This window comes from Pseudactinotalea sp. HY160 (assembly GCF_009372055.1).
Taxonomy (GTDB): Bacteria; Actinomycetota; Actinomycetes; order Actinomycetales; family Beutenbergiaceae; genus HY158.
Genome location: NZ_WHMT01000027.1, coordinates 1 through 20675, shown reverse-complemented (window position 1 = coordinate 20675; position 20675 = coordinate 1). Strand labels below are relative to the sequence as shown.

The window sequence follows — 20675 nt, the reverse complement described above, 5'->3', positions numbered from 1 at the left end:
TCGCCCAGTCAATCATCGACCGGCTCCCGGCGGATCAGCGACACGAGCCCGACTCCGGCGGCGGCGCCGAGGGCGTCGATGAGCACGTCGGTCACGGCGGGCCCGCGGCCGGGCACGAAGGACTGGTGGAACTCGTCGCTCGCGGCGTAGGCGACCGTGATCAGGAACGGCCACAGGACCGCGCCGGCGCCCCGGGTGCCCGGCCGGGCGCGCCACGCCCACGCGACCAGCGCCCCGAGCACGAGGTACTCGGCCACGTGGGCGCCCTTGCGCACGAGGAATTGGAGGGTGTCGCCGTCGATGGCGCCGGGCAACCACGCGAGGGCGCCGGAGAGCACATCGGTGATCCGCAGGCTCAGCCCGCCCGAGCCGGTGCCGCTCTGGGAACTGAACGCGAAGATCACGGCCATCCAGGCGATCACGAGCAGCCACCGGGCGGCGGAGCGGGCGGTGGGAGCCATCGATCCTCACTCTCGGTGCGTGTCGCCGGGTCGCGGCGATGATACGCCCGCCCGAACGCAACGCGAGCCTGCGTGCGCGGGCGAGCGGGCGTCGTCCATTCGCGCCGCGGGCACCGTGGCGGCCACGCGCGCCCTGACCTGCCCGCGTGTGCTCGACGCATCGAGCCCGCGGGCGTTCTACGATCGGCAGTCGTTCGCGATCAACCACTCCATCGATACGTCGCATCTACGCGACCTGCTCGCGCGGAGCCTGACCGGATGAGCGTGGATCGCGACGTCGTGGTTCGTCGTCGCGCGGCGCGGGCCGGGTTCATCACCGCGGACACGGCGCGCGCCCTGCGGCCGTCGGTGGGTCTGCGACACGTGTTGACCGTCGATGTCGACCTCGACCTCGTGGCCGGCGCGATCCCGATGGCGCAGGAGTACAACCGCAGCCATGTGCGCGAGCTCGCCGCTGCGCTCGCGGCGGGCGGCCTATGGACGGCGCCCCCGGGTGAACCTGAGCGCGCCTGTGCGGCGCCGTGCACGCGCCGTGGCGGATCGCGTGGCGAAGGTCGTGCCGTCTCCCGGGCGCCGCTGCGCGGTGGCCCTAGGCTGACGCCATGCTGACGAGACTTGCCGCCCGGGCGTTCTGGCGGCTGAGCCGCTGGACGATGGTCGCCGAGCCACTGCCTGCGGGCGGGACCGTGATCATCGGGGCGCCGCACACCTCGAATTGGGACTTCATCTTCATGCTCGCCACCGGCTGGCGAGCGGGCGTGCGCTTCAGCTGGCTGGGCAAGCAGCAGCTGTTCGCCGGGCCGCTCGGGCCGATCATGCGCGGGCTCGGGGGGATCCCGGTCGATCGATCGGGGGCGCGCGGTCTCGTGGCCACGATCGTGGCGCGGGTGGAGGCGGGGGAGCGGCTCGCGCTCGTGGTCACGCCGGAGGGCACGCGCGGGCGAGGCGAATACTGGCGGTCGGGCTTCTATCGGATCGCGACCGGGGCCAGTCTCCCGCTCACCCTCGGGTTCGTTGATCGCGACACGATGACGTGTGGGATCGGCCCGACCATCGACCTCTCCGGCGAGGTCCGTTCCGACATGGACGCGGTGCGGGCCTTCTATGAGGACAAGTCGGGCTTCCGGCCCGGGCTCGTCACGCCTCCGCGGCTGCGGGAAGAGGACGCGGGCGCCTGATCGGCCGGTGAGGCGGCCCGGACGCCGGAGGCGGGCCGGGCGGCTTTCGAATGCCCTGCATGGACGTCCGTCTCACCCGCATCTCACCCTCCCTCACCCCATTTGGTCTGGAAGTCCACCCTGCACTAGCTAAAAGTTGAGTGCGTGACGTCGAGACATAGACCTATGGTTGTAAATCGTTAGTCGAACGTCGCGGGAGCCGTAAACCGGCGCGACGACACATGCTAGTCGAAGGGGAGTTGCCCATGTTTCGCCATGCGCTGAGGCCGAAAGGCTCGACGACCGCGCTCGGTGGCGGGGGTCGACCTGGACGGTCCTCTCGGCACGTGACGCGCAGGAGCCGGGCCGCGCTCGGTGGCCTGGCCGCCACCGTGCTCACCCTCGGGCTCGCCGGTGCGGCCGTGCCCGCGCTCGCCGGCGATGCCGACGAGGAGCCCCTCGACCAGCTCGTGACCGACGCGCCGACAGACGACGCGACGGTCGACACCGCGGACGCCCCCGGCGACGCGGCCACAGACAGCCCCGTCACCGATGGGACGGAATCCACTGACCAGAGCGACCCCGAGGATCCCGCCCAGGGGTCGCCGGTCGGACAGGTCGGTGACGGGGCCTCAACCCCCAATGCGGAGCCCTCGGGCCCGCCGGCATCCGAAGAATCGGCTGCTCCAAGCGAGCGGGCGAATATTGCAGAATCTGACGCGCCGCCCATGGCCGTCGCGCCCATGGCGGCGGGACCCGACGGGGGCTCGGCTCCCTACCTCTACTGGGAGGTCAGGGACACCGATGGCGTGCTGGTCGGGGGTGCGGCATTCGACCTCAAATACCGTGCAAGCTATTATGGTTACCGGTATTGGAACGATGGGCAGGGTGCCAGCGGGCTGCGAGACTGCGAGGGCGACTGCGGTAGTGGTACGAGTCGAATCGATCGGGACGGAGATTCCGGCGAGTTCCTCGCGCAGCGCTATGCGACCGGCTGGAACGGGGGCGAGGTAGCGCCGGGTGCCAACTATCAACTGACGCCAGCCGACCCGCCCGCCGGCTACACCTGGGTTGATACATCCGCCCGTTCCATCAATGGCGACGCCAACAGTGCAAGCTGGAACAATGAAAAGGGCGGCCAGACTCACGATTTCGGTACGTTTGAAGTGCGAAAGATTCAGACGCTTCCGATCTGTAGTGCCGGGTACGTGTATGCGATCAGCGGGTCTGGGCAACTCCAGCAGATCTCACCCGGCGGGGTGGTGACGAATATCGGGTCGTCGCCGGGGCAGACAAATATGAATGGGCTCGGGATCGGTCCTGACGGGTCTCCCGTATACGCGTTGAAGCGGTCCTCCGGTTCTGGAACTTCGCAGAACGGTACGGTCTGGAAATTCAATACAATTACTGGAGTGTGGGAGTCGACGGGCGCGAGCACGACATCATTGGGTTGGAACTACGACACAGATACCAACCTCGTCGGCGGTGCCGTAGACCTCTCCACCGGCCTGTATTACTTCGGTGGATATACGTCAGGTGGAGACTTCAAAGTCTACGAGTATAATCCTTCCGCGAGTCCGGCCATCAAGCTCAAGGGAACGGTTGCCACCAGCGCGAATTCCAATGCGAACGGTGACATCGCATTCGACTCCGCAGGGAATCTGTATGTGGTTCGTGGCTCGGGCAGTGACTCTTGGATCTACACCGTCACGAGGAGCAACTTCGTAAGCGCCAATGGTGGGACGATCCCGTCGTCAGCATCGGAAAAGATGAGTACCACTTCCAACGTCAACGGTGTAGCGTTCGACGTCACGGGCCGTGGCTATCTCGGAAGTAGTTCAGCGATCACTTCATTCGAGACTCCTGACTGGACCGATGCAACTACGGTGGTCAGCGGTGGGGGTCTCTCTTCGACTGACCTTGCATCGTGCTCCTCCCCGCCGACGATCATGATCGAGAAGGAGATCATTGGAGGTCGCGTCAACCCGACGGATCAGTTCGATCTCACGCTCCACCGGGGTAGTGCCCTGGTCGGATCCGCGACGACCGAGGGAAGCTCCATTGGACTGCAGGATAAGCGTATCGGCCCTCAGCCGACCGTGCGCGGCGTTGAGCTGACGTTCTCTGAGACTGGAGCCAACGGGGCGAACCTCAATGACTATGCGAGCGCGTACCAATGCACAGTTACGCATCTTGATGGTTCGATTGAGAACCTGGAGCAGGTCAATGGGCGCAGCGGCTCGATCACGATCCCGAGTACAGGTGAAGCTGTGCGATGTGTCTTCCGTAACTCTCCGCTCATAGCGAATGTGACGATCCATAAGGACGTCACCGATGTGAACGGTGAGAATCCCACGGCGCGCTCGGGCTGGACGGTCGGGGCCTTGGGCGCCGAGACCAGCGGCTCGATCACTCAATTGCCGGGCGAGACCACGCAGCAGACCAACTCCTCGGGAGACGCCTCCTGGGCTGTGAAGTTCGACGCCTACAGTTCCCGGGCGACGGTCGCAGTGTCCGAGGTGATGCAGACCGGATACGCCTTCCTTGAGGGCTCCTGTGTCGTCACGGCGCTCGACGGCTCCACCAGCACGGTCTCGCTCAACGGTCCGACGGCCGAGAACCTGACGAATATCGCTCCGGGTGATCAGGTCGCGTGTACCTACACGAACAAGCCCCTCCCCGGCACCGTGATCTGGTCGAAGGTGGACAGCACCAGTGAGAACCTGCTCGGAGGCTCCGAGTGGAGCCTGACCGGTCCCGGCGCAATTGGGCCGACGGTGGCGATCACGGACTGTGTCGGCAATGACCCGAATGCCTGCACGGGCGCCGACCAGGATCCGGCCGAGGGCCAGTTCAAACTCACCGGGCTCGCCTGGGGCGACTACACGGTGGATGAGACGAAGGCCCCCGATGGGTACGTGGGCACGGCAACCTTCACGTTCACGATCGACGCGAACAACGCCGGCACCATCATCTCGCAGGGCAATATCACCAACACTCCCGCCACGCAGACCGTCACGTTGACGAAGATCTGGAAGGGCGGCACCACCGGTGACGCGGCCGACCTGAACATCAACGGCACCGGAGTCACCGGAACGACCCCGGAGACCTCGACCATCCCATCGAGCCCGACCTTCCCGATGACCGACACCGACAACATGGTGACCGTCACCGCCACGATCGGATCGAACGTCACCGTCTCCGAGGTGTTGGCAGCGGAGATCCAGGCCGGATACACCCCGGTGTTCGCGTGCACCCAGGATGGTGAGGGTGTGACGCTCACGCCCGACACACGGTGGGCGGCGAGTTTCGACATGCCGACTACGGGCGGGCAGGTCGACTGCAAGGTGACGAACACGCCGGTGTCCGGATCGGTGACCTGGTCCAAGGTGAACGGCAACGGTGACCGGCTCAACGGCTCCGAATGGTCTCTCACCGGTCCGGACGGTTCCTCGGTCGCGATCATCGACTGCGTCGAGGCGAGCGTCGCCGACTGCGTAGCCGGAGGCGATATCGACCGGAGCGCGGGCGGCTTCGAGATCGCCGACCTCGCCTGGGGCGACTACACGCTGACCGAGACGAAGGCCCCGCCCGGATACCAGGTGAGCACGTGGGAGTACGAGTTCACGATCAGCGCGACGACTCTCCACAAGGAGATCGGCGACATCACCAACGACCAGCAGGCCGGACCTGACCTTCCCCTGACCGGCGGCCTCGGTCGGGACCACGTCTACATCGCGGGAGCGGCGACCCTGCTGCTCTCCCTCATGGCCTACGGCGCGACCAAGGTCCAGCGGCGTCGAAGCCGGCGGAGCGCCTGATGAGGCGCCGCGCACACCCCCATCTGACCGGCGCCCCCGCCGTGTTGGTACCAACCGAAAGAAGGAATGGAATGAAAACGAGGACGACGTCGCTCAAGCGACTCGCCGCCGGCGCGGGGGCCCTTTCCCTCGCGATGGTCGGCCTCATCGGCACCGCGGCCACCGCGGCAGTCGAGCCCGGCCCCGGGAACATCACGGGCACCACGGGAACGCTGACGATCCACAAGCACTCGGGTAATCCGACTGTCATGGGCGATGGCACTGAGATCACAGACGAGGGTGCAATCGCGAGCCTCGGTGCGGGCCTCGTTGGTGTCGAATTTAGTATCGAGCGGGTCACGCGTGCTGGCGACCCGATCGATCTGACGACGACAGCCGGCTGGGATGACGCTCAGGACGCGACCGTGGCGGACGTTCAGAACGATGCCAACGGGTTCGGTGTGAGTGCTGCGGATGGCACCGCGAGCGCGACTACCATCGCAGACGGTTTGGCTGAGGTGAACAACCTGCCCTACGGTCTTTACCTCGTGACCGAGACTAATCCGGGCGCCAACAACATCGTCTCGCCGGTCGCGCCCTTCCTCGTGTCGATCCCCTACCCGGCCGACGGTAGCTGGCTGTACAACGTGCACGTCTACCCCAAGAATAAGCTGAACACGACCGAGGCTGAGAAGACGGTCGAAGACCCGGGTTATGCAGTCGTTGTCGGCTCGATCCTCAACTGGACGATCACGGCGCCGGTACCGGCGAAGTCGTCCGACGATACCTACCGCAGCTTCACGATCACCGATGACCTGGATGGCCGGCTGGTCCCGCAGTCTGTGACCGTTTCTAGCAACGGCACTGCCCTGGGCTCCAGCGACTACACGATCACGCCTTCGCTTCCCGGCACTGCCGGTGCGACGGTCACCGTGAAACTGACCTCCACCGGACTGGAGAAGATTGCTGCGGGCGACGTCATCACCGTCGACCTCTCGACCGAGGTTGGAACCCTGGGAGAGACGAACGTGTTCGAGAACGAGGCCGTGGTCAACACCAACGACTCCCAGGTTACAACCGGCAAGCCGGCCGTCTACTACGGCGCACTCGAAGTGAATAAGTACGACGAAGAGAGTGAAAGCGCGCTCTCGGGTGCGGAATTCAGCCTCTACGAAGCTGACGAGAACGGAGAGCCCACTGGTGACCCGATCGCCTCGGGCGTCACGGGCCCGGACGGCAAGCTCACGTTCGATGGGCTGTGGGCCGGTACCACGGCGGATGCGAGCCGCGACTACGTGCTCGTGGAGACGAAGGCCCCAGCCGGATATGTCCTCCCCGAGGACGCGAGCGTCGTGGTGACCATCTACGCTGCTAGCGAGAACGCCTCGGTCAACGTGACATCCCAGAGCGTGTCCAACACCCAGCAGGACGGCCCGAACCTGCCGCTCACCGGTTCCACCGGAACGCTGCTGTTCACGATCGTGGGCATCGCCCTCATCGCGACCGGCGGAACGATCGCGGCCGTGCGCCACTCCCGCTCGAAGGCCTGAGCCTTCGCAGCACACGGTGACTAGCCGTTAAGCCCGAAGGGGCGAGGAGGTTCACCCCTCCTCGCCCCTTCGGCTCACTGAAGGGATCCCAGTGATTACGCTCGATACACCCCCGCAACACACCCCCGAGCCCGCCCCGCCCGCCCGCTGGAGGATGCCCTGGGCCACCGCCGGCGTCGCCCTCCTGGCCGTCATCGGGGTGCTCGCCATCCTCTACCCGAGCACCGCCTCCTGGTTCTCCCAGTACAACCAGTCGAAGGTCGTCGAGGGGCTCGACTCCGTCGTCGACGAGGGCCCGCCCGCCCGGCTCATGAACGAACTCGACGAGGCCCGCGCCTACAACGACGCACTCGTCGGCGGCGAGCTCGGCACCGGTGCCCTGCTCGACCCGTCGAGCAACGTGCCCACCTCCGACGGCGTCTCCCCCGGCGGATTCGACTACAACGAACTGCTGCGCGCGACAAACGACGGCGTCATGGCCCGCCTGCGCATCCCCGCCATCAAGGTCGACCTGCCGATCTACCACGGCACCTCCGACGACGTGCTCGCCAAGGGCGTCGGGCACCTCGAGGGCACCTCCCTGCCCGTCGGCGGCCTCTCCCAGCACTCGGTGCTCACGGCCCACCGCGGCCTGCCCGAGGCCACCCTCTTCAACGACCTGAACAAGCTGGCCATCGGCGACACGTTCACGATCGAGGTCTTCGGCGAGGTGCTCACCTACCAGGTCAACAGCACCCAGACGATCCTCCCCGACGAGACCCAGTCCCTCCTGCCCGAGTACGGCGAGGACCTCGTCACCCTCGTCACCTGCACCCCGCTCGGCATCAACACCCACCGCTACCTCGTGACCGGCGAGCGCATCCTGCCCACCCCCGCCGCCGACATCGCCGCCGCGGGCACGCGCCCCGACATCCCCGGCTTCCCCTGGTGGGCCGTCTCCCTCGGCGGCGTCGTGGTCACGTACGCCGCGATCATCGTGATCGCCGGCCGTCCCAAGAAGACCGACAAGCCTATGGACGACGCCCGCTCGCCTCGGGCGTGAACGGCCACCGGCCGCGCAGCTCGTCCCACTCCTCCCGGAGCACGCCCATGACGACGGCGTCGTGCACGCCGCCCGCCCAGCGTCGCGCCCGGCGGTAGCGGCCCTCCTCGACGAAGCCGAGCCGCCGGCCCACGGCGATCATGCCGGGATTGCCCGAATAGGTGGCGAAGTCGAGGCGCAGGGCGTCGGTGTGGTCGAAGAGGTAGGAGGTCCACAGGGCCATCGCCTCGGTGCCGAGCCCGCGCCCCCAATACGCCTCGTCGTGGATCGCGATCCCCATCCGGCGCCAGTCCGTCACGTGCGATTCCCAGTACCAGGAGACGAGCCCGATGAGCACGGCGGCTCCCGGCCCGCCCTCCGAGTCGGCTCCGGGACCGCTCTCCGCGGCGGTGCCGGGCGCGCAGATCGCGAGCATCGAGCGCGGGTCGGGAAGCCGGGCGTGGTCCGTGCCGGCGAGCTCCCGGAACCGCCGGTCATCGTCGGCGAGCTCCGCCCGGCTCGGCTGGCCGAAATAGGGGCCGTTCGTGCGGCGCCACGGGCGGTCGAGAGCCGTGAGATCGGCGAGCCGGTCGCCGTCCGCAGGTTCCAGATCCCGCAGCAGCACGCCCCGCCCGCGCAGCAGCATCAGCGCAGGCGCCCGATCCGGGCCACGATCTGCGCGCCCACGCGGCCGAACGCGGCCAGGTCGTCGGGGGAGGCGGCGTCCACCACGAGTTCGCGGGCGTGGGCGACGTGCCCCGGCGCCGCCTGCTCCACGCGCTCGCGGCCGGTGTCGGTGAGGATCGCGACTGTGGCGCGCCGGTCCGCCGGGTCGGGCTCGCGGGTCACGAGGCCGGAGTTCTCGAGCCGGCGGGCCACGTGGGAGAGCCGGGAGAGCGACCCGTTCGTGGTGGCGGCCAGCTCCGACATGCGCAGCCGCTGCTCCGGGGCCTCGGCGAGCATCCCGAGCACCATGTACTCGAAGAACGTGAGGCCGGCGTCCCGCTCGAGCTGCGAATCGAGCGCGCCGGGAAGCTTCGTGAGCAGGGCGGTGAGCGCCAGCCAGGCCGACTTCTCCTGCTCGCTGAGCCACTGCACGTCGTCCGGACCCACCGCTGCCTCACATACTTTCCGCTAGCCGCGGGCCGCTCCGCACGGCCTCGCCTGCGCCAATGTACCCGCCCGGGCGGTCATGGCGCACCGAACTTTCGTCGGCCGCGGCCCGGATGGTGACGGCGCGTGCCGATCTGATTAGGTTGAGCCATGGTCTCCACCTTCTCCCGTCGCGCCCACGCGGCCGTCGAGGTGGCCCGCGCCGACCCGATGCGCTTCGTGGACCGGGTGTTCTTCGTCTACGGAACGGCTGCGGCGACCTGGCTCGCGTTCCTGCTCATCCACCAGCTCCTCACCTCCGGCTGGCGACACATCTGGGCGTTCATCCCGTTCTGGCTGATCGTCACCTACCTGCTGCTGCCGCGGGTGCACTCGGTGCTCTCGCGGATCTACCTGCCGGACTACTTCATCGGCCGCTCCCGCACCCGGGAGGGTCTGCTCGGCGACCCGGTCAACCTCGTGCTGCTCGGCAGCGAGGACCACGTGCATACGGCGATGCTGCGCGCCGGCTGGCACCGGGCCGACGAGCTCAACCTGACCTCCGGCTGGCGGCTCGTGGCGGCCACGCTCCGGCGCACCACGTACCCGGACGCCCCGGTGAGCTCGCTGTTCCTGTTCGGGAGGCGGCAGGCGTTCACGTACCAGCAGGAGGAGCAGGGGAATCCGGCCCAGCGCCACCATGTGCGCTTCTGGCCCGCGCCCGAGGGCTGGCTGCTGCCCGGCGGGCGGCGGGTCGACTGGCTCGCCGCGGGCACCTACGACCGGGCGGTGGGGCTGTCGCTGTTCACGGGCCAGGTCACCCACCGGATCGCGGCCGATATCGACGTGGAGCGCGACCACATCGTGGCCACCCTGACCCGGCCTGAATCGGGCAACGAGCGCATCGGGGTCGAGGTGCTGGCGAGCTTCTCCTCGGGCTATCACCACCGCAACGGCGGGGGCGACCGGATCCGCACCGACGGGGATCTGCCGATCGTGGACCTGCGCCCGCTGCCGCCCGCGTCCGCCGCGGTCCGGGAGCAGATCGAGGCGGACCGGGCCGAGGCGGGTCAACGCCGCCGCGTCCCCCTGACCCTGGCGTTCGGCGTGCTCGTCATGCTGCTGCGGGTCGTGGCGGGGGTGGTCTCGGTCAACTGGCTCATCGGCCTCGGCTCCGCGACGCTCGCGACCCTGCCGATCGTGCGGCCCGTCGCCGACCTGCTGGGCCTGAGCGACGCCGCCACCTATGCCACCGTGATCGTCATCGTGGGCACCTTCCTGGCCACCTATCTCGTGCTGGCCGGATTCGTCTACGCCGGCTACGGGTGGGCGCGCACGTCGGTGCTCGGCCTGTCCGTGGCGAGCACGTCACTGTGGACGGTCATGTGGTTCATCGAGGTCTCCGAGCGCACCCTCGCCCTCAACCTCGTGGGCACCGCCGCCGAGATCATGGTGGTGCTCGTACTCTCGGGCGACATCGCGCGCCTCTACGTCGCCAGACGCCGCGTCGCCCGCCAGCAGCTCCGGGCCACCCGGCCTACCCGGTTCCTCGCCCGCCGCTGACCCCCCGCTCTGGCCCCGTCGGTTCCGCCCCACGGCCCCGGCGGCCTTACGGACTCGGCGGTTCTGCTCGTCTTCGATTCGCCGACCAGGGTGAAATCGTTGCTATCCGGCTCTGGATCCGCGGTTCCACCCTGGTCGCGGGCACGATCCCGGGCTTCGCCCTGGTCGAGGGCTCGATCCGGGGTTTCGCCCTGGTCGTCGCCGCGCCGCGGGTCCGTGCTGCCGCCCTTCGCTTCGTCAGTTCGCCGACCAGGGTGAAGTCGTGGCTATCGGGCTCCGGATCCGCGGTTCCGCCCTGGTCGCTGGCGAGATCCCGGGTCTCGCCCTGGTGGAGGGCTGGATCCCGGACTTCGCCCCGGTGGAGGGCTTGATCCGGGGTTCCACCCTGGTCGTCGCCTCGCGGCGGGGCCGTGCTGCCGCCCTTCGCTTCGTCAGCTCGCCGACCAGGGTGAAGTCGTGGGTATCCGGCTCTGGATCCGGGCTTTGGCCCTGGTCGCGGGGGAGATCCCGGGTTCCACCCTGGTCGCGGGCACGATCCCGGGTTTCGCCGTGGTCGAGGGCTTGATCCGGGGTTCCGCCCTGGTCGTCGCCTCGCGGCGGGTCCGTGCTGCCGCTCTCGGCTTCGTCAGTTCGTCGACCAGGGCGGAATCGTGGGTATCCGGCTCTGGATCCGGGCTTTGGCCCTGGTCGCGGGCGAGATCCCGGGTTCCACCCTGGTCGCGGGCACGATCCCGGGCTTCGCCCTGGTCGAGGGCTTGATCCGGGGTTCCACCCTGGTCGTCGCCGCGCGGCGGGTCCGTGCTGCCGCCGTTCGCTTCGTCAGTTCGCCGACCAGGGTGGAATCGTGGCTATCCGACTCTGGATCCGCGGTTTGGCCCTGGTCGCGGGCTGAATCCCGAGCTTTGCCCTGGTGGAGGTCCAGATCCCGGGTTCCACCCTGGTCGTCGCCGCGCCGGGGGTCCGTGCTGCCGCCCTTCGCTTCGTCAGTTCGCCGACCAGGGTGGAATCGTGGCTATCCGGCTCGGGATCCGGGACTTGGCCCTGGTCGCGGGCGAGATCCCGGCTTTCGCCCTGGTCTCGGGCAAGATCCGGGGTTTCGCCCTGGTCGTCGCCGCGCCGCGGGTCCGTGCTGCCGCCCTTCGCTTCGTCAGCTCGCCGACCAGGGTGAAGTCGTGGCTGTCCGGCTCTGGATCCGGGGATTCGCCCTGGTGGAGGGCACGATCCCGGGTTTCGCCCTGGTCGATAGCTGGATCCCGGGTTCCACCCTGGTCATCGCCTCGCGGCGGGGCCGTGCTGCCGCCCTTCGCTTCGTCAGTTCGCCGACCAGGGTGAAATCGTGGCTATCCGGCTCTGGATCCGGGGTTTGGCCCTGGTCGCGGGGTGGATCCCGGGTTTGGCCCTGGTCGGCGGTCGTGGTGAGGCGAGGATCGGGCGGGCCGGGAGGAGTGACCGGCTCCTCAGAGCAGGGCGACGAACGCCGCGCCGAGGATGAGGATCGCCACCGCGGCGAGCACGCCGGCAACCGGGATCCCGGACCGAGGGGGCGGCGGGGCCGGCACCTGCGCGCTGATCGGGGTCGCGGCCTCGGGATACGGGGAGGTGTCACCCGTGCCCGGAGCACGCTGGGTATCGGCGCTCTCACCTCGACCGGAACCGCCGAGGGCACCGGGCTCCGCCGACCCGGTGGACCCGGTGGACTCGATGGACTCGGTCGCCTCGAGAGATCCGGAGCCCGCAGCCGCTTCAGCGGGCACGGCCGCCCGGGAGGGCACGGCCGCCACGGGCTCGGCCGTCTCAGCGGACTGCCTGTGCCCAGGAGTCTGGACCGCTGTATCGTCCGCTGACTCGGCGGCTACATCGGCCGGAGCGCCGGTCGCGTCGGCTGCGTTGTCGCTGCCTCGGTCGGCGCGGATGCCGGGATCGCCGGCGTGGGCGCGGCCGTCTTGATCGGCGTCGACATCGGCGTCGACATCGGTGTCGTCGGCTGGGGCGCCGGTGCCGACGGAATCCCCGGCGTCGATGAAATCGTCTCCGCGAGCATCGGCGATACCCGCACCTGCGTCACTCTCGCTGGCACCGACACCGACACCAGCACCTGCGCCATCACCGGCACCTGCGCCACCGCCACTCTCACTGGCACCTGCACCTGCGTCAACGTCGGCATCGGCGCCATCACCGGCATCGGCCCCGGCGCCATCACCGGCATCGGCCCCGGCGCCATCACCGGCACCGACACCTGCGCCATCACCGGCACCGTCGCCCGACCCGGTGAGCAGTTCGGGCATGACCGCGCCGAGCGCACCGGCCGCCTCCGGGCTGAGCACGAGCGGATCCGCAGCCGCTCCGCCCGCGGCGGCGACGTCGTCCACAGGCCCCTGCTCGACGTCCGCCACGACCACGGTGACGTTGTCGCGGGTGCCGTCGGCGAGCGCCCGCGCCACGAGCGCGGCCGCGGCCTGATCCGGCGTGCCGGCGGCGAGGAGCCGGCCGATCACGGGCACGGCCACGTAGTCCGAGAGACCGTCGGAGCACAGCAGCAGCCGGTCGCCGGCCGAGGCGTCGACCTCGATGAGATCGAGATCGGTGCCGCCCGGCTGATCGTCGAGCGAGCGCAGCAGCATCGCCCGGTACGGGTGGGTGGCGACCTGCTCGGGGTGGATCTGGCCGGAGTCCACCAGGTACTGCACGTGGGTGTGATCGGTGGTCACCTGGAAGAGTTCCTCGCCGCGCAGCAGATAGAGCCGGGAGTCGCCGATGTGCCCGGCGAGCAGCCGCGCCCCGTCGCTCACGAGCGCGATCGCGGTCGTGCCCATCGTCTCGAGGGAGGGATCGGCCACCGACATGGCGTGCAGCGCCGCGCGCGTCTCCCGGCCCGCGCCGGTGAGCTGCGCCGGGATGTCGCCGCCGCCCGGGTCGATCCGGGCGAACCGGTTCGTGGCCACCACGGAGGCGACCTCACCGCCGGCGTGACCGCCCATGCCGTCCGCGAGCACGAGCACCCCGGGGGAGGCGAAGGCGGAATCCTCGTTGTTCGTGCGCACGGTTCCGACGTCGCTCTGCACGGCCCAGCGGAACCCTAAAGGCATATCACTGGCTCCCATGCACGCGTCTCCACCCGCACAACTCTAATGCCGCGGGACCGGGGCCTGAAACCGAAGGTCCCACGGTGTGGACGGCCGCGCCGGTGTACACGCGGGCCGGGCCCTCAGACCTCGCCGCGCTTCTGCAGGTGCCGCAGCGCGACCCAGCCGATCGGCACCCGCAGCCAGAACGTGAGCACGCGGAAGACCACGGCGGTCGACAGGGCGACGGCCGTGCCGATCCCGGCCGCCCCGAGCCCGGTCGAGAGCGCCGCCTCGATCGCGCCGATCCCGCCCGGGGTCGGCACCGCGGCACCGACCGTGTTCCCGGTGAGGAAGACGATCGCCAGGGTCGTCAGCGGCAGCGTGAAGCCGAACGCCTTGAGGGTGAAGCCGAACGCGGCGAGGTAGCCCACGCTCATGAGCAGGTTCCCGCCGATGCCCATCGCGAGTCGGCCGGGCTGGCCCACGACCCACAGCACCCGCGGCCACACCTGCCGCAGCGTCGGCATGATCTTGGCCGCCAGGAAGCGCCGCAGCGCCGGGATCGACACGACCACCCCGGCGATGAGCGCGAGCGCGATGAGCACCACCACGATCGTGCGCGAGGGCAGCTGACTCAGCGCCCCCGCCGACCCGGTGAACAGCGCGATCGCCACGAGCAGCAGCACGGTGGTCACGATCTGCGACACCTGCAGCAGGGCCACGGTCGCGACCGCCATCGGGGTGTCGATCCGGCGCCGCTGCATGAACCGCAGGTTGAGGGCGGCCGGCCCCACGCCCGCCGGGGCGACGAGCACGACGACCGAGGCGGCCACCTGCACGAGCGCGGTGCGCCACAGGCCCAGCCTGGTCGGGGAGAACGCCACGAGCCCCATCGCCGCGCCGAGGAAGGTGAGCATGCCGAGCACGAACGCCACGACGAGCCAGCCCGGCTCCGCCTCGCCCATGCGCTCGGCGATGTCGCGGAAGTTCAGGGTGGTGAGCAGCACCCAGCCCGCCACGAGCGCGATCGTGGTCATGACCACGGTCCGCGCGGAGAACCGGGTGAGCTTGAGCGGCTCGACCACGTCGGACTGCTCGGGCAGGTACCCGGCGAGTGTCGTGCGCAGCTCCCGCAGCACGTGCTTGTGGCTGCGGGCCGCGGACTGCAGCTCCGGGGGGAGCACCACCCGCTGCACCACGGGCGCGAGCGCGGCGAGCTCCTCGGGCGTGAGCAGCTCGGCCGCCACCGCCACGGCTCGCTCCACGCCGATGCGCAGCGCGAACGTGGCGAGCAGCTGGAACTGGTCGATGCGGCGGGTGAGGGAGGGGCTGGCGATCTCGCCCTGCTCCCAGCCGGAGAGCCACACCTGCGGGCGCGCGCCCGGCACCACGAGCACCGACTCGCCCGAGAGGTTCCGGTGGCTCAGCCCGGCCGCGTGGGCCGTGAGCAGCTGGTGCCACGCGGCGGTCATCACCTCGTCGGTCAGCTCCTCCGCGGCGAGCGAGTCGGCCGCCTGCGCCCCCCGCACGTGCTCCCCGACGAGCACGACCGAGGCCCGGCTCTCGGCGACCCCGTGCAGGCGCGGGGTGTTCACCCCGGCCGCGACCGCCGCGTACGACATGAGCGCCGCCCGGTCCGCGGCCTGGCGCAGGTTCGTGGCCGAACGCCGGCCCATCCCGCGCAGCTGCAGCGCCGTCCACACCTGGCTGAGCATCCCGATGACCTGCCGGTCCTCGTCGAGCACCACGACGTCCCAGCGGCGCCCGTCGAAGGCGTCCACCGCATAGACCCGGTTCCAGCCCTCGCGTTCCATCGTCACCGTGGCCGGCTCCGGGATCGCCGCGACGATGCGCTGCACCGTCGTCTCCGTGGGCGGCTCGTCGCCCACGAGCTCCCACACGCCCCGCCAGTGACCGCCGTCGCTCGAGGACGACGCAGCTCGCCCCGGCGCCCGGGCGTCACCCGGCCGGGGCTCACCCGCCCGGGTCCCGTCTGCCCGAGGCTCGTCGGCTTGGGTCCCGTCTGCCTGGGCGTCGTCTGCCTGGGCGTCGGCCCCACCGCCGCCGGGCTGCCCGCCGTCCGGGCCGTCCGAGTCACCCGAGTCGCCCGCGTGCCCGCCGTCCGAGCCGCCCGGCCGCCCGTCACCCGGCCGGCCGCCACCCCCGGCCTGCGCCGCCCGCGCCGCGATGAGGGAATAGCCGATCGCACCCTGCGGCGTGGCCACCTCGAGCCGGAGCTCGGCGGCGTTCGTCTCGTCGCCGATCCGCACGACGTTGAGCGGGTCGACGCCGGCGCGCCGGATCGCATCCACGAGGTCGGCCCCGTGCACCCGCTCCGAGAGCACCCCCATCGCATAGCGCACCGCGAGCCCGAACGCCCGCCCGAGCAGGGCCGCCACGATCGCCCCGATGATCGTCGTGTCCCCGGTGATCACGCTCACCGCCAGCGCCACCCACAGCAACGTCCACGACACGGCCACGGCGCGATTCGTCGCCCGGGTGCCCGTCGTCGTCAATAATGCCGCGAGAGCGGCCACGGACGGCGAGATCGACAGGATGAGGGCGCCGTCCTGCCAGATCTGCAGCGACCGGACCAGCCGGTCGGGCGCGACATGCGAGAGCAGCCACACGAAGCCGACGGTGGCGACGAAGGCCACCGCGGCGGAGGCGATCGCCTCGACCACGGCCCGCGGATTGCGGCGCACGAGCCGCTCCACGATCACGATGACCGGCAACACGATCGTCAGCAGCCCCTCGATCACGGTGATCGGCACGAGCAGGATCCCGCGCACGACGGAGGAGAACGCGGACTGCACGTCGTGGGTCACGCCGGAGGTCGTGCCGCGCGCGTACACCGACAGCGCGAGCATCGCGACGATCGCCACGAGGCAGCCGACCATGAGCACGAGGTCGACGGGCCGGTGCACCCGCTCCAGCGGGATGTCGACGACTCGAACGCTGCGGCGGGGGCCGTCGGGCTCGGGCCGGTGCTGGGACATATGCACGATCCTAAAGTGGACCGGCGCGCCCGGGGGTCAGCCTCGCTGGTGACCCGGGCCCGGGCGGGTCATCCCCGGGTCGGAGTCGCCGCTCAGACGAGCCCGAGCGCATGCAGCCACGACTCGGGCAGGTACGTGTAACCCACGAAGGCCGCCACGTCGATGAACGTGTGCGCGAGCACGAGCGGCCACACCCGCCGCCGCCCCCAGCGCGACAGGTAGAACGAGGCGAACACGACGCCCATCGCGACGTTGGCCACGAACGGGCCCCAGCCCTGATATAGGTGGTAGGAGCCGCGCAGCAGCGCCGAGGCGGCGACGATCGACCACGCGCGCCAGCCGAGCTCGTCGAGGCGCTCCCGCAGATAGCCGACCACGAGGATCTCCTCGAGCAGCCCGTTCTTCAGGGCGGCGAGCACGAGCACCGGCACGGTCCACCAGTACGGCGGGATCCCGGCCGCGCTCACATGCAACGTCAGCCCGAGCGCGCGCCCGGCCAGGTAGACCCCGAGCCCGGGGATCCCGATCCCCGCGCCGAGCGCGAGCCCCCAGCCGAGGTCGCGCAGCGGCCGGGTGCCGTCGAACCCGATCCGGCGCCGCGCTCGCCGCCCGTTCTCGCTCAGCAGGTAGAGCGCGAGCACCACGGGCACGAGCGCGAACGCGACCGAGAGCAGCTGGTAGGTGAGGTCGAAGATCTCCCGCGGGTTCTCGGAGGTGTTGAGGCTGGCGGTCTGATCCCCGATCGGGCCCCGCGTGTAGGCGTCGATGAGCGCGACGATCGCGTACACCGCCGACTTGCCCAGGCTCAGCCCGAACACGATCGCCAGCTCCCAGTGGAGGCGCCGGCGCCGCTGCGGAGTCGGGCGTGGGGACGGCGCCCGGTCGCCTTCGCTCGTGTGTGCCGCGGGCATGGGGCCGGTCAGGAGCGCGGGGTCGCGGGGCCGGGCGGGATGGGGGAGGCCATGTAGTGGGCGCGGATCTCGGGCACCGGGTCGGCGGCGACCTCCGTGCCGGGGCGGGGCCAGGAGGGCCGCTCGCCCGTGATGGCCCAGGCGGCCTGCACCGCGGCGCCGAGGGCCACGTACTCCCCGGGCTCGGGCACCTCGATCGGGATGCCGAAGATCTGGGCGGCGGCCCGCTGCAGGGCCTCGTTGCGGGCGCCGCCGCCGATGAGCAGCGCCCGGCGCACGTCGACGCCGGTGCCGGCCACGGCGTCGCGGCCGTCGGCGAGCCCGCACAGCACGCCGTTGACGGCGGCCCGGGCGAGGTTCTCCCGGGACGTGGCCCGGTGGGTCATCCCGGTGAGCGCCGCGGCGGTGTGGGGCAGGTTCGGGGTGCGTTCGCCGTCGAAATAGGGGCGCAGGACCAGCCCGCCCGCGCCCGGGTCCGCGGCGAGGGCGAGCCGGGAGAACTCGGCGTGGCCCACGCCGAGCAGGGCGGCGGTCGTGTCGAGCACGCGGCCCGCGTTCAGGGTGGCGATGAGGGGCAGCCAGCCCCCGCTCGCGTCGCGGAATCCGGCGACGACCCCGCTCGTGTCGGGCCGCAGGCTCTCGCTCACGGCGCACACCACCCCGCTCGTGCCGATGGAGACGATGAGGTCCCCGGCGTGGGCGTCGAGGCCGAGCGCCGAGCCGGCGTTGTCGCCGCAGCCCACCCCGATCGGCAGCCCGGCCGGGATCCCGGGCGCCTCGGGCAGGGCCGCGGTCGTGCCGGCGACGTGGCCGGGCGGGAGGATCGTCGGGAGCACGAGGTGGCCGGAGTCGCCGCGGACGGCGCGGTCGAGCAGGTCGCCGTCGCGTTCCAGGTCGGTGGTGACGTAGCCCGTGCCGGAGGCGTCGGAGGCGTCCGTCGTGAGGGCGGACAGGTCCGGGTTGCCCGGACCGTAGCCGCGCAGGCGCCACGTGAGCCAGTCGTGGGGGAGGGCGATCGCGGCGAGCCGGCGGGCGAGTTCCGGCTCGTTGTCCACGAACCAGCGCAGCTTCGTGATCGTGAAGGAGGGCACGGGCACGACGCCGGTGCGGTGGGCGTACTCGGCCGCGCCGACCTCGGCCCGCAGTTCCTCGGCGGCGGCGGCCGACCGGGTGTCGTTCCACAGCAGCGCCTCGCGGATCACCTCGCCGCAGTTGTCCAGGGGAACGAAGCCGTGCTGCTGGCCGGCCACGGAGATCGCCTCGACGTCGGCCAGGCCGCCGACGTCCACGACGGCGGCGAGGAACGCGTCCCACCAGGCGTCCGGGTGGACCGCCGTGCCCTCGGGGTGGGGGGCGCGGCCGGTGCGCACCACCTCGCCGGTGCCCGAATCGACGATGACGATCTTGCACGACTGCGTCGAGGTGTCGACCCCGGCGACGAGCCTTCCGTACTGGTGTGCGGCCACGCGTTCTCCTTCGGATTCGTGCACCTGAAACCTCTCCGGTGAGGATAGCCACTGGCGCCGGGGGACGGGCTCGGGGGCGACGATCTACTATCCGCAGCCCACTATCGACCAGCGCCTTTCGGCTTTCTGGCGCCGACTTCCCGCCCGCCGGGCAACGGAACGATCACGATTCGACCCGCCCCGATCACTATTCGGTCTCACCGGCTCCCGGGCCCGGTCCGGCGCCGGTTCGTCGTCTTAGGGTGGGACACCATGAGGATGGCGCGCTTCGGAACCCTGGTCGGTGCCGGTGCACTCGTCGCCACCCTCTCCCTCACGGCCATGCCGGCCCAGGCCTGCGCCTGCGGCGCGTTCCTCGCCCCGGAGGGCGCGGAGCTGGAGGTCGAGGCCGAGCAGGCGGCGATCGCGTGGGACGGCGAGACCGAACGGATCGTGTTCAGCGTCAACGCGGTGAGCGACGTCGACAGCGGCGCGATCCTCATCCCCACCCCGAGCAAGGCCACGGTCGAGGAGGCGGGCCCGGGCCTGTTCGCCGAACTCGAGCACCTCACCCGGCCCGAGATCGACCGCGTGAGCCAGTGGTGGCCCGACTTCCTCAATCGGATCGAGACGCGGGTCGCCACCGAGCATCCGGTCGAGGTGCTCGACCAGATCGACGTCGGCCCGCTCGATGCCACGGTGCTCGCCGCCAAGGACGCCGACCTGCTCGCCGACTGGCTCGAGGAGCACGACGTGGTCATGTCCGACGACCTCGCCTCCGCCCTCGTGCCGTACGTGCAGGAGAAGTGGTACTTCGTGATGATCGACCTCGACTCCCAGTCGGGGCCGATCGACGGCGCGGTGCCGCCGGTGAGCATGACCTTTGCCTCGAACCAGCTCATCTATCCGATGCGGTTGTCGGCCACGGCCTCCGACCCCCAGCTCGTGCGCACCTACACCTTCGCCGACCACCGCATGGAACGCTCCGACGCCACCGACGACTCCCGGGTGCTGTGGGCCGGGCCCGTGAGCCCGACGGACTTCGTGGACCAGACCGCGGTCGAGCTGGCCCAGGCCGGCGGGTTCCTCACGCTCTCCGAGCACTACATCTCGCGGCCCTCGAGCATCAGCGCCGACTTCACCTTCGCCGCCGCCGGCACGGACGCCGAGTACCGCGGCGTCACCACCGTGATCGACGACAAGCGGATCCTCGGGGTGCCGGCCGGCCCCGTGCTCATCTTCGGGGGCCTCGTCTTCATCGGGGTCGCCGGCTCGGTGTGGTCCTACCGCTCCCGCCGCGCCGGACTCCGCCTCGGCCGGTAGGCGGCCGCTCGGTCACGCGCTCGGTGCGATCGATCGGCCCGCTGGGCGGCTGGGCGGCTGGCTGGCTGGGCGGTTGGCTGGGCGGCTGGGCGGCTGCGCCCCACGCGGTGGGGAAACTCTTTGGTGTCCGGCACCGTGTCTTGTATCGGGACATGGGTGATAGTTCTGCATCAGGACATCGGTGACGTTTGATGTATCAGGACGTCGGTGACGGTTCATCGTTGATGGTGGTGGTGCGGGGGTGGAGGAGGGAGTGGTTGTTGCTGACGTAGGTGATGCCCTTGGGCG

Annotated in this window: 14 protein-coding genes; 7 read left to right on the top strand and 7 right to left on the bottom strand. The window is 70.4% G+C overall.

Going from position 1 to position 20675, the window contains the following annotated elements:
- Nucleotides 1-8: 8 nt before the first annotated feature.
- On the bottom strand, nucleotides 9-461 hold the full coding sequence (locus GCG21_RS15310) for a VanZ family protein (RefSeq protein ID WP_152910541.1): 453 nt from the start codon (nucleotides 459-461) through the stop codon (nucleotides 9-11).
- A 258-nt stretch (nucleotides 462-719) separates the two neighbouring features.
- Between GCG21_RS15310 and GCG21_RS15300 the strand changes: the two genes are divergently transcribed.
- From GCG21_RS15300 to GCG21_RS15280, 5 genes are all read left to right on the top strand, one after another.
- Entirely contained in the window at nucleotides 720-1070 is a 351-nt protein-coding gene (locus GCG21_RS15300) for a hypothetical protein (RefSeq protein ID WP_152910539.1), read from the top strand.
- The gene (locus GCG21_RS15295; RefSeq protein ID WP_194165135.1) at nucleotides 1064-1639 is read left to right on the top strand and encodes a 1-acyl-sn-glycerol-3-phosphate acyltransferase; all 576 of its coding nucleotides are present in this window, start codon (nucleotides 1064-1066) and stop codon (nucleotides 1637-1639) included. Before GCG21_RS15300 ends, GCG21_RS15295 begins: the two co-directional genes overlap by 7 nt.
- 326 nt (nucleotides 1640-1965) lie before the next feature.
- Nucleotides 1966-5439: a SpaA isopeptide-forming pilin-related protein gene (locus GCG21_RS17395; protein WP_152910538.1), complete on the top strand. Its 3474-nt coding sequence runs from the start codon at nucleotides 1966-1968 to the stop codon at nucleotides 5437-5439.
- The gene (locus GCG21_RS15285) at nucleotides 5439-6968 is read left to right on the top strand and encodes a SpaH/EbpB family LPXTG-anchored major pilin (RefSeq protein WP_152910537.1); all 1530 of its coding nucleotides are present in this window, start codon (nucleotides 5439-5441) and stop codon (nucleotides 6966-6968) included. The genes GCG21_RS17395 and GCG21_RS15285 overlap by 1 nt, the downstream gene beginning before the upstream one ends.
- A gap of 154 nt (nucleotides 6969-7122) precedes the next feature.
- The gene (locus GCG21_RS15280) at nucleotides 7123-8010 is read left to right on the top strand and encodes a class C sortase (protein WP_152910536.1); all 888 of its coding nucleotides are present in this window, start codon (nucleotides 7123-7125) and stop codon (nucleotides 8008-8010) included.
- On the opposite strand, the gene GCG21_RS15275 is transcribed toward GCG21_RS15280, so the two are convergent.
- Both GCG21_RS15275 and GCG21_RS15270 read right to left on the bottom strand, forming a co-directional pair.
- The gene (locus GCG21_RS15275) at nucleotides 7979-8635 is read right to left on the bottom strand and encodes a GNAT family N-acetyltransferase (protein WP_152910535.1); all 657 of its coding nucleotides are present in this window, start codon (nucleotides 8633-8635) and stop codon (nucleotides 7979-7981) included. The genes GCG21_RS15280 and GCG21_RS15275 overlap by 32 nt on opposite strands.
- The gene (locus GCG21_RS15270) at nucleotides 8635-9102 is read right to left on the bottom strand and encodes a MarR family winged helix-turn-helix transcriptional regulator (RefSeq protein WP_370517562.1); all 468 of its coding nucleotides are present in this window, start codon (nucleotides 9100-9102) and stop codon (nucleotides 8635-8637) included. Before GCG21_RS15270 ends, GCG21_RS15275 begins: the two co-directional genes overlap by 1 nt.
- A gap of 150 nt (nucleotides 9103-9252) precedes the next feature.
- Between GCG21_RS15270 and GCG21_RS15265 the strand changes: the two genes are divergently transcribed.
- Nucleotides 9253-10644 (top strand): LssY C-terminal domain-containing protein, encoded by a 1392-nt coding sequence (locus GCG21_RS15265; RefSeq protein WP_152910534.1) that lies wholly within the window; start codon nucleotides 9253-9255, stop codon nucleotides 10642-10644.
- A gap of 1457 nt (nucleotides 10645-12101) precedes the next feature.
- Here the strand turns inward: GCG21_RS15265 and GCG21_RS15260 are convergent.
- From GCG21_RS15260 to xylB, 4 genes are all read right to left on the bottom strand, one after another.
- Nucleotides 12102-13730 (bottom strand): PP2C family serine/threonine-protein phosphatase, encoded by a 1629-nt coding sequence (locus GCG21_RS15260; protein WP_194165134.1) that lies wholly within the window; start codon nucleotides 13728-13730, stop codon nucleotides 12102-12104.
- Between the two features lie 119 nt (nucleotides 13731-13849).
- Nucleotides 13850-16708: a lysylphosphatidylglycerol synthase transmembrane domain-containing protein gene (locus GCG21_RS17050; RefSeq protein WP_152910532.1), complete on the bottom strand. Its 2859-nt coding sequence runs from the start codon at nucleotides 16706-16708 to the stop codon at nucleotides 13850-13852.
- Between the two features lie 92 nt (nucleotides 16709-16800).
- On the bottom strand, nucleotides 16801-17619 hold the full coding sequence (locus GCG21_RS15250) for a CPBP family intramembrane glutamic endopeptidase (RefSeq protein WP_152910531.1): 819 nt from the start codon (nucleotides 17617-17619) through the stop codon (nucleotides 16801-16803).
- An 8-nt stretch (nucleotides 17620-17627) separates the two neighbouring features.
- Nucleotides 17628-19085 carry a xylulokinase gene (xylB, locus tag GCG21_RS15245; RefSeq protein WP_370517561.1) on the bottom strand — a complete coding sequence of 486 codons (1458 nt, stop codon included), beginning with the start codon at nucleotides 19083-19085 and terminating at the stop codon, nucleotides 17628-17630.
- A 252-nt stretch (nucleotides 19086-19337) separates the two neighbouring features.
- Here xylB and GCG21_RS15240 point away from each other — a divergent pair, with 252 nt between their 5' ends.
- Nucleotides 19338-20387 (top strand): DUF2330 domain-containing protein, encoded by a 1050-nt coding sequence (locus GCG21_RS15240; RefSeq protein ID WP_152910530.1) that lies wholly within the window; start codon nucleotides 19338-19340, stop codon nucleotides 20385-20387.
- Nucleotides 20388-20675: the final 288 nt, after the last annotated feature.

Coding starts and splice junctions, on each gene's coding strand:
- GCG21_RS15240 (WP_152910530.1), top strand. CDS start 19,338: ATGAGGATGGCGCGCTTCGGAACCCTGGTCGGTGCCGGTGCACTCGTC.
- GCG21_RS15285 (WP_152910537.1), top strand. CDS start 5,439: ATGAGGCGCCGCGCACACCCCCATCTGACCGGCGCCCCCGCCGTGTTG.
- GCG21_RS15310 (WP_152910541.1), bottom strand. CDS start 461: ATGGCTCCCACCGCCCGCTCCGCCGCCCGGTGGCTGCTCGTGATCGCC.
- GCG21_RS15275 (WP_152910535.1), bottom strand. CDS start 8,635: ATGCTGCTGCGCGGGCGGGGCGTGCTGCTGCGGGATCTGGAACCTGCG.
- GCG21_RS15265 (WP_152910534.1), top strand. CDS start 9,253: ATGGTCTCCACCTTCTCCCGTCGCGCCCACGCGGCCGTCGAGGTGGCC.
- GCG21_RS17050 (WP_152910532.1), bottom strand. CDS start 16,708: ATGTCCCAGCACCGGCCCGAGCCCGACGGCCCCCGCCGCAGCGTTCGA.
- GCG21_RS15250 (WP_152910531.1), bottom strand. CDS start 17,619: ATGCCCGCGGCACACACGAGCGAAGGCGACCGGGCGCCGTCCCCACGC.
- GCG21_RS15295 (WP_194165135.1), top strand. CDS start 1,064: ATGCTGACGAGACTTGCCGCCCGGGCGTTCTGGCGGCTGAGCCGCTGG.
- GCG21_RS15280 (WP_152910536.1), top strand. CDS start 7,123: ATGCCCTGGGCCACCGCCGGCGTCGCCCTCCTGGCCGTCATCGGGGTG.
- GCG21_RS15300 (WP_152910539.1), top strand. CDS start 720: ATGAGCGTGGATCGCGACGTCGTGGTTCGTCGTCGCGCGGCGCGGGCC.
- GCG21_RS15260 (WP_194165134.1), bottom strand. CDS start 13,730: ATGCCTTTAGGGTTCCGCTGGGCCGTGCAGAGCGACGTCGGAACCGTG.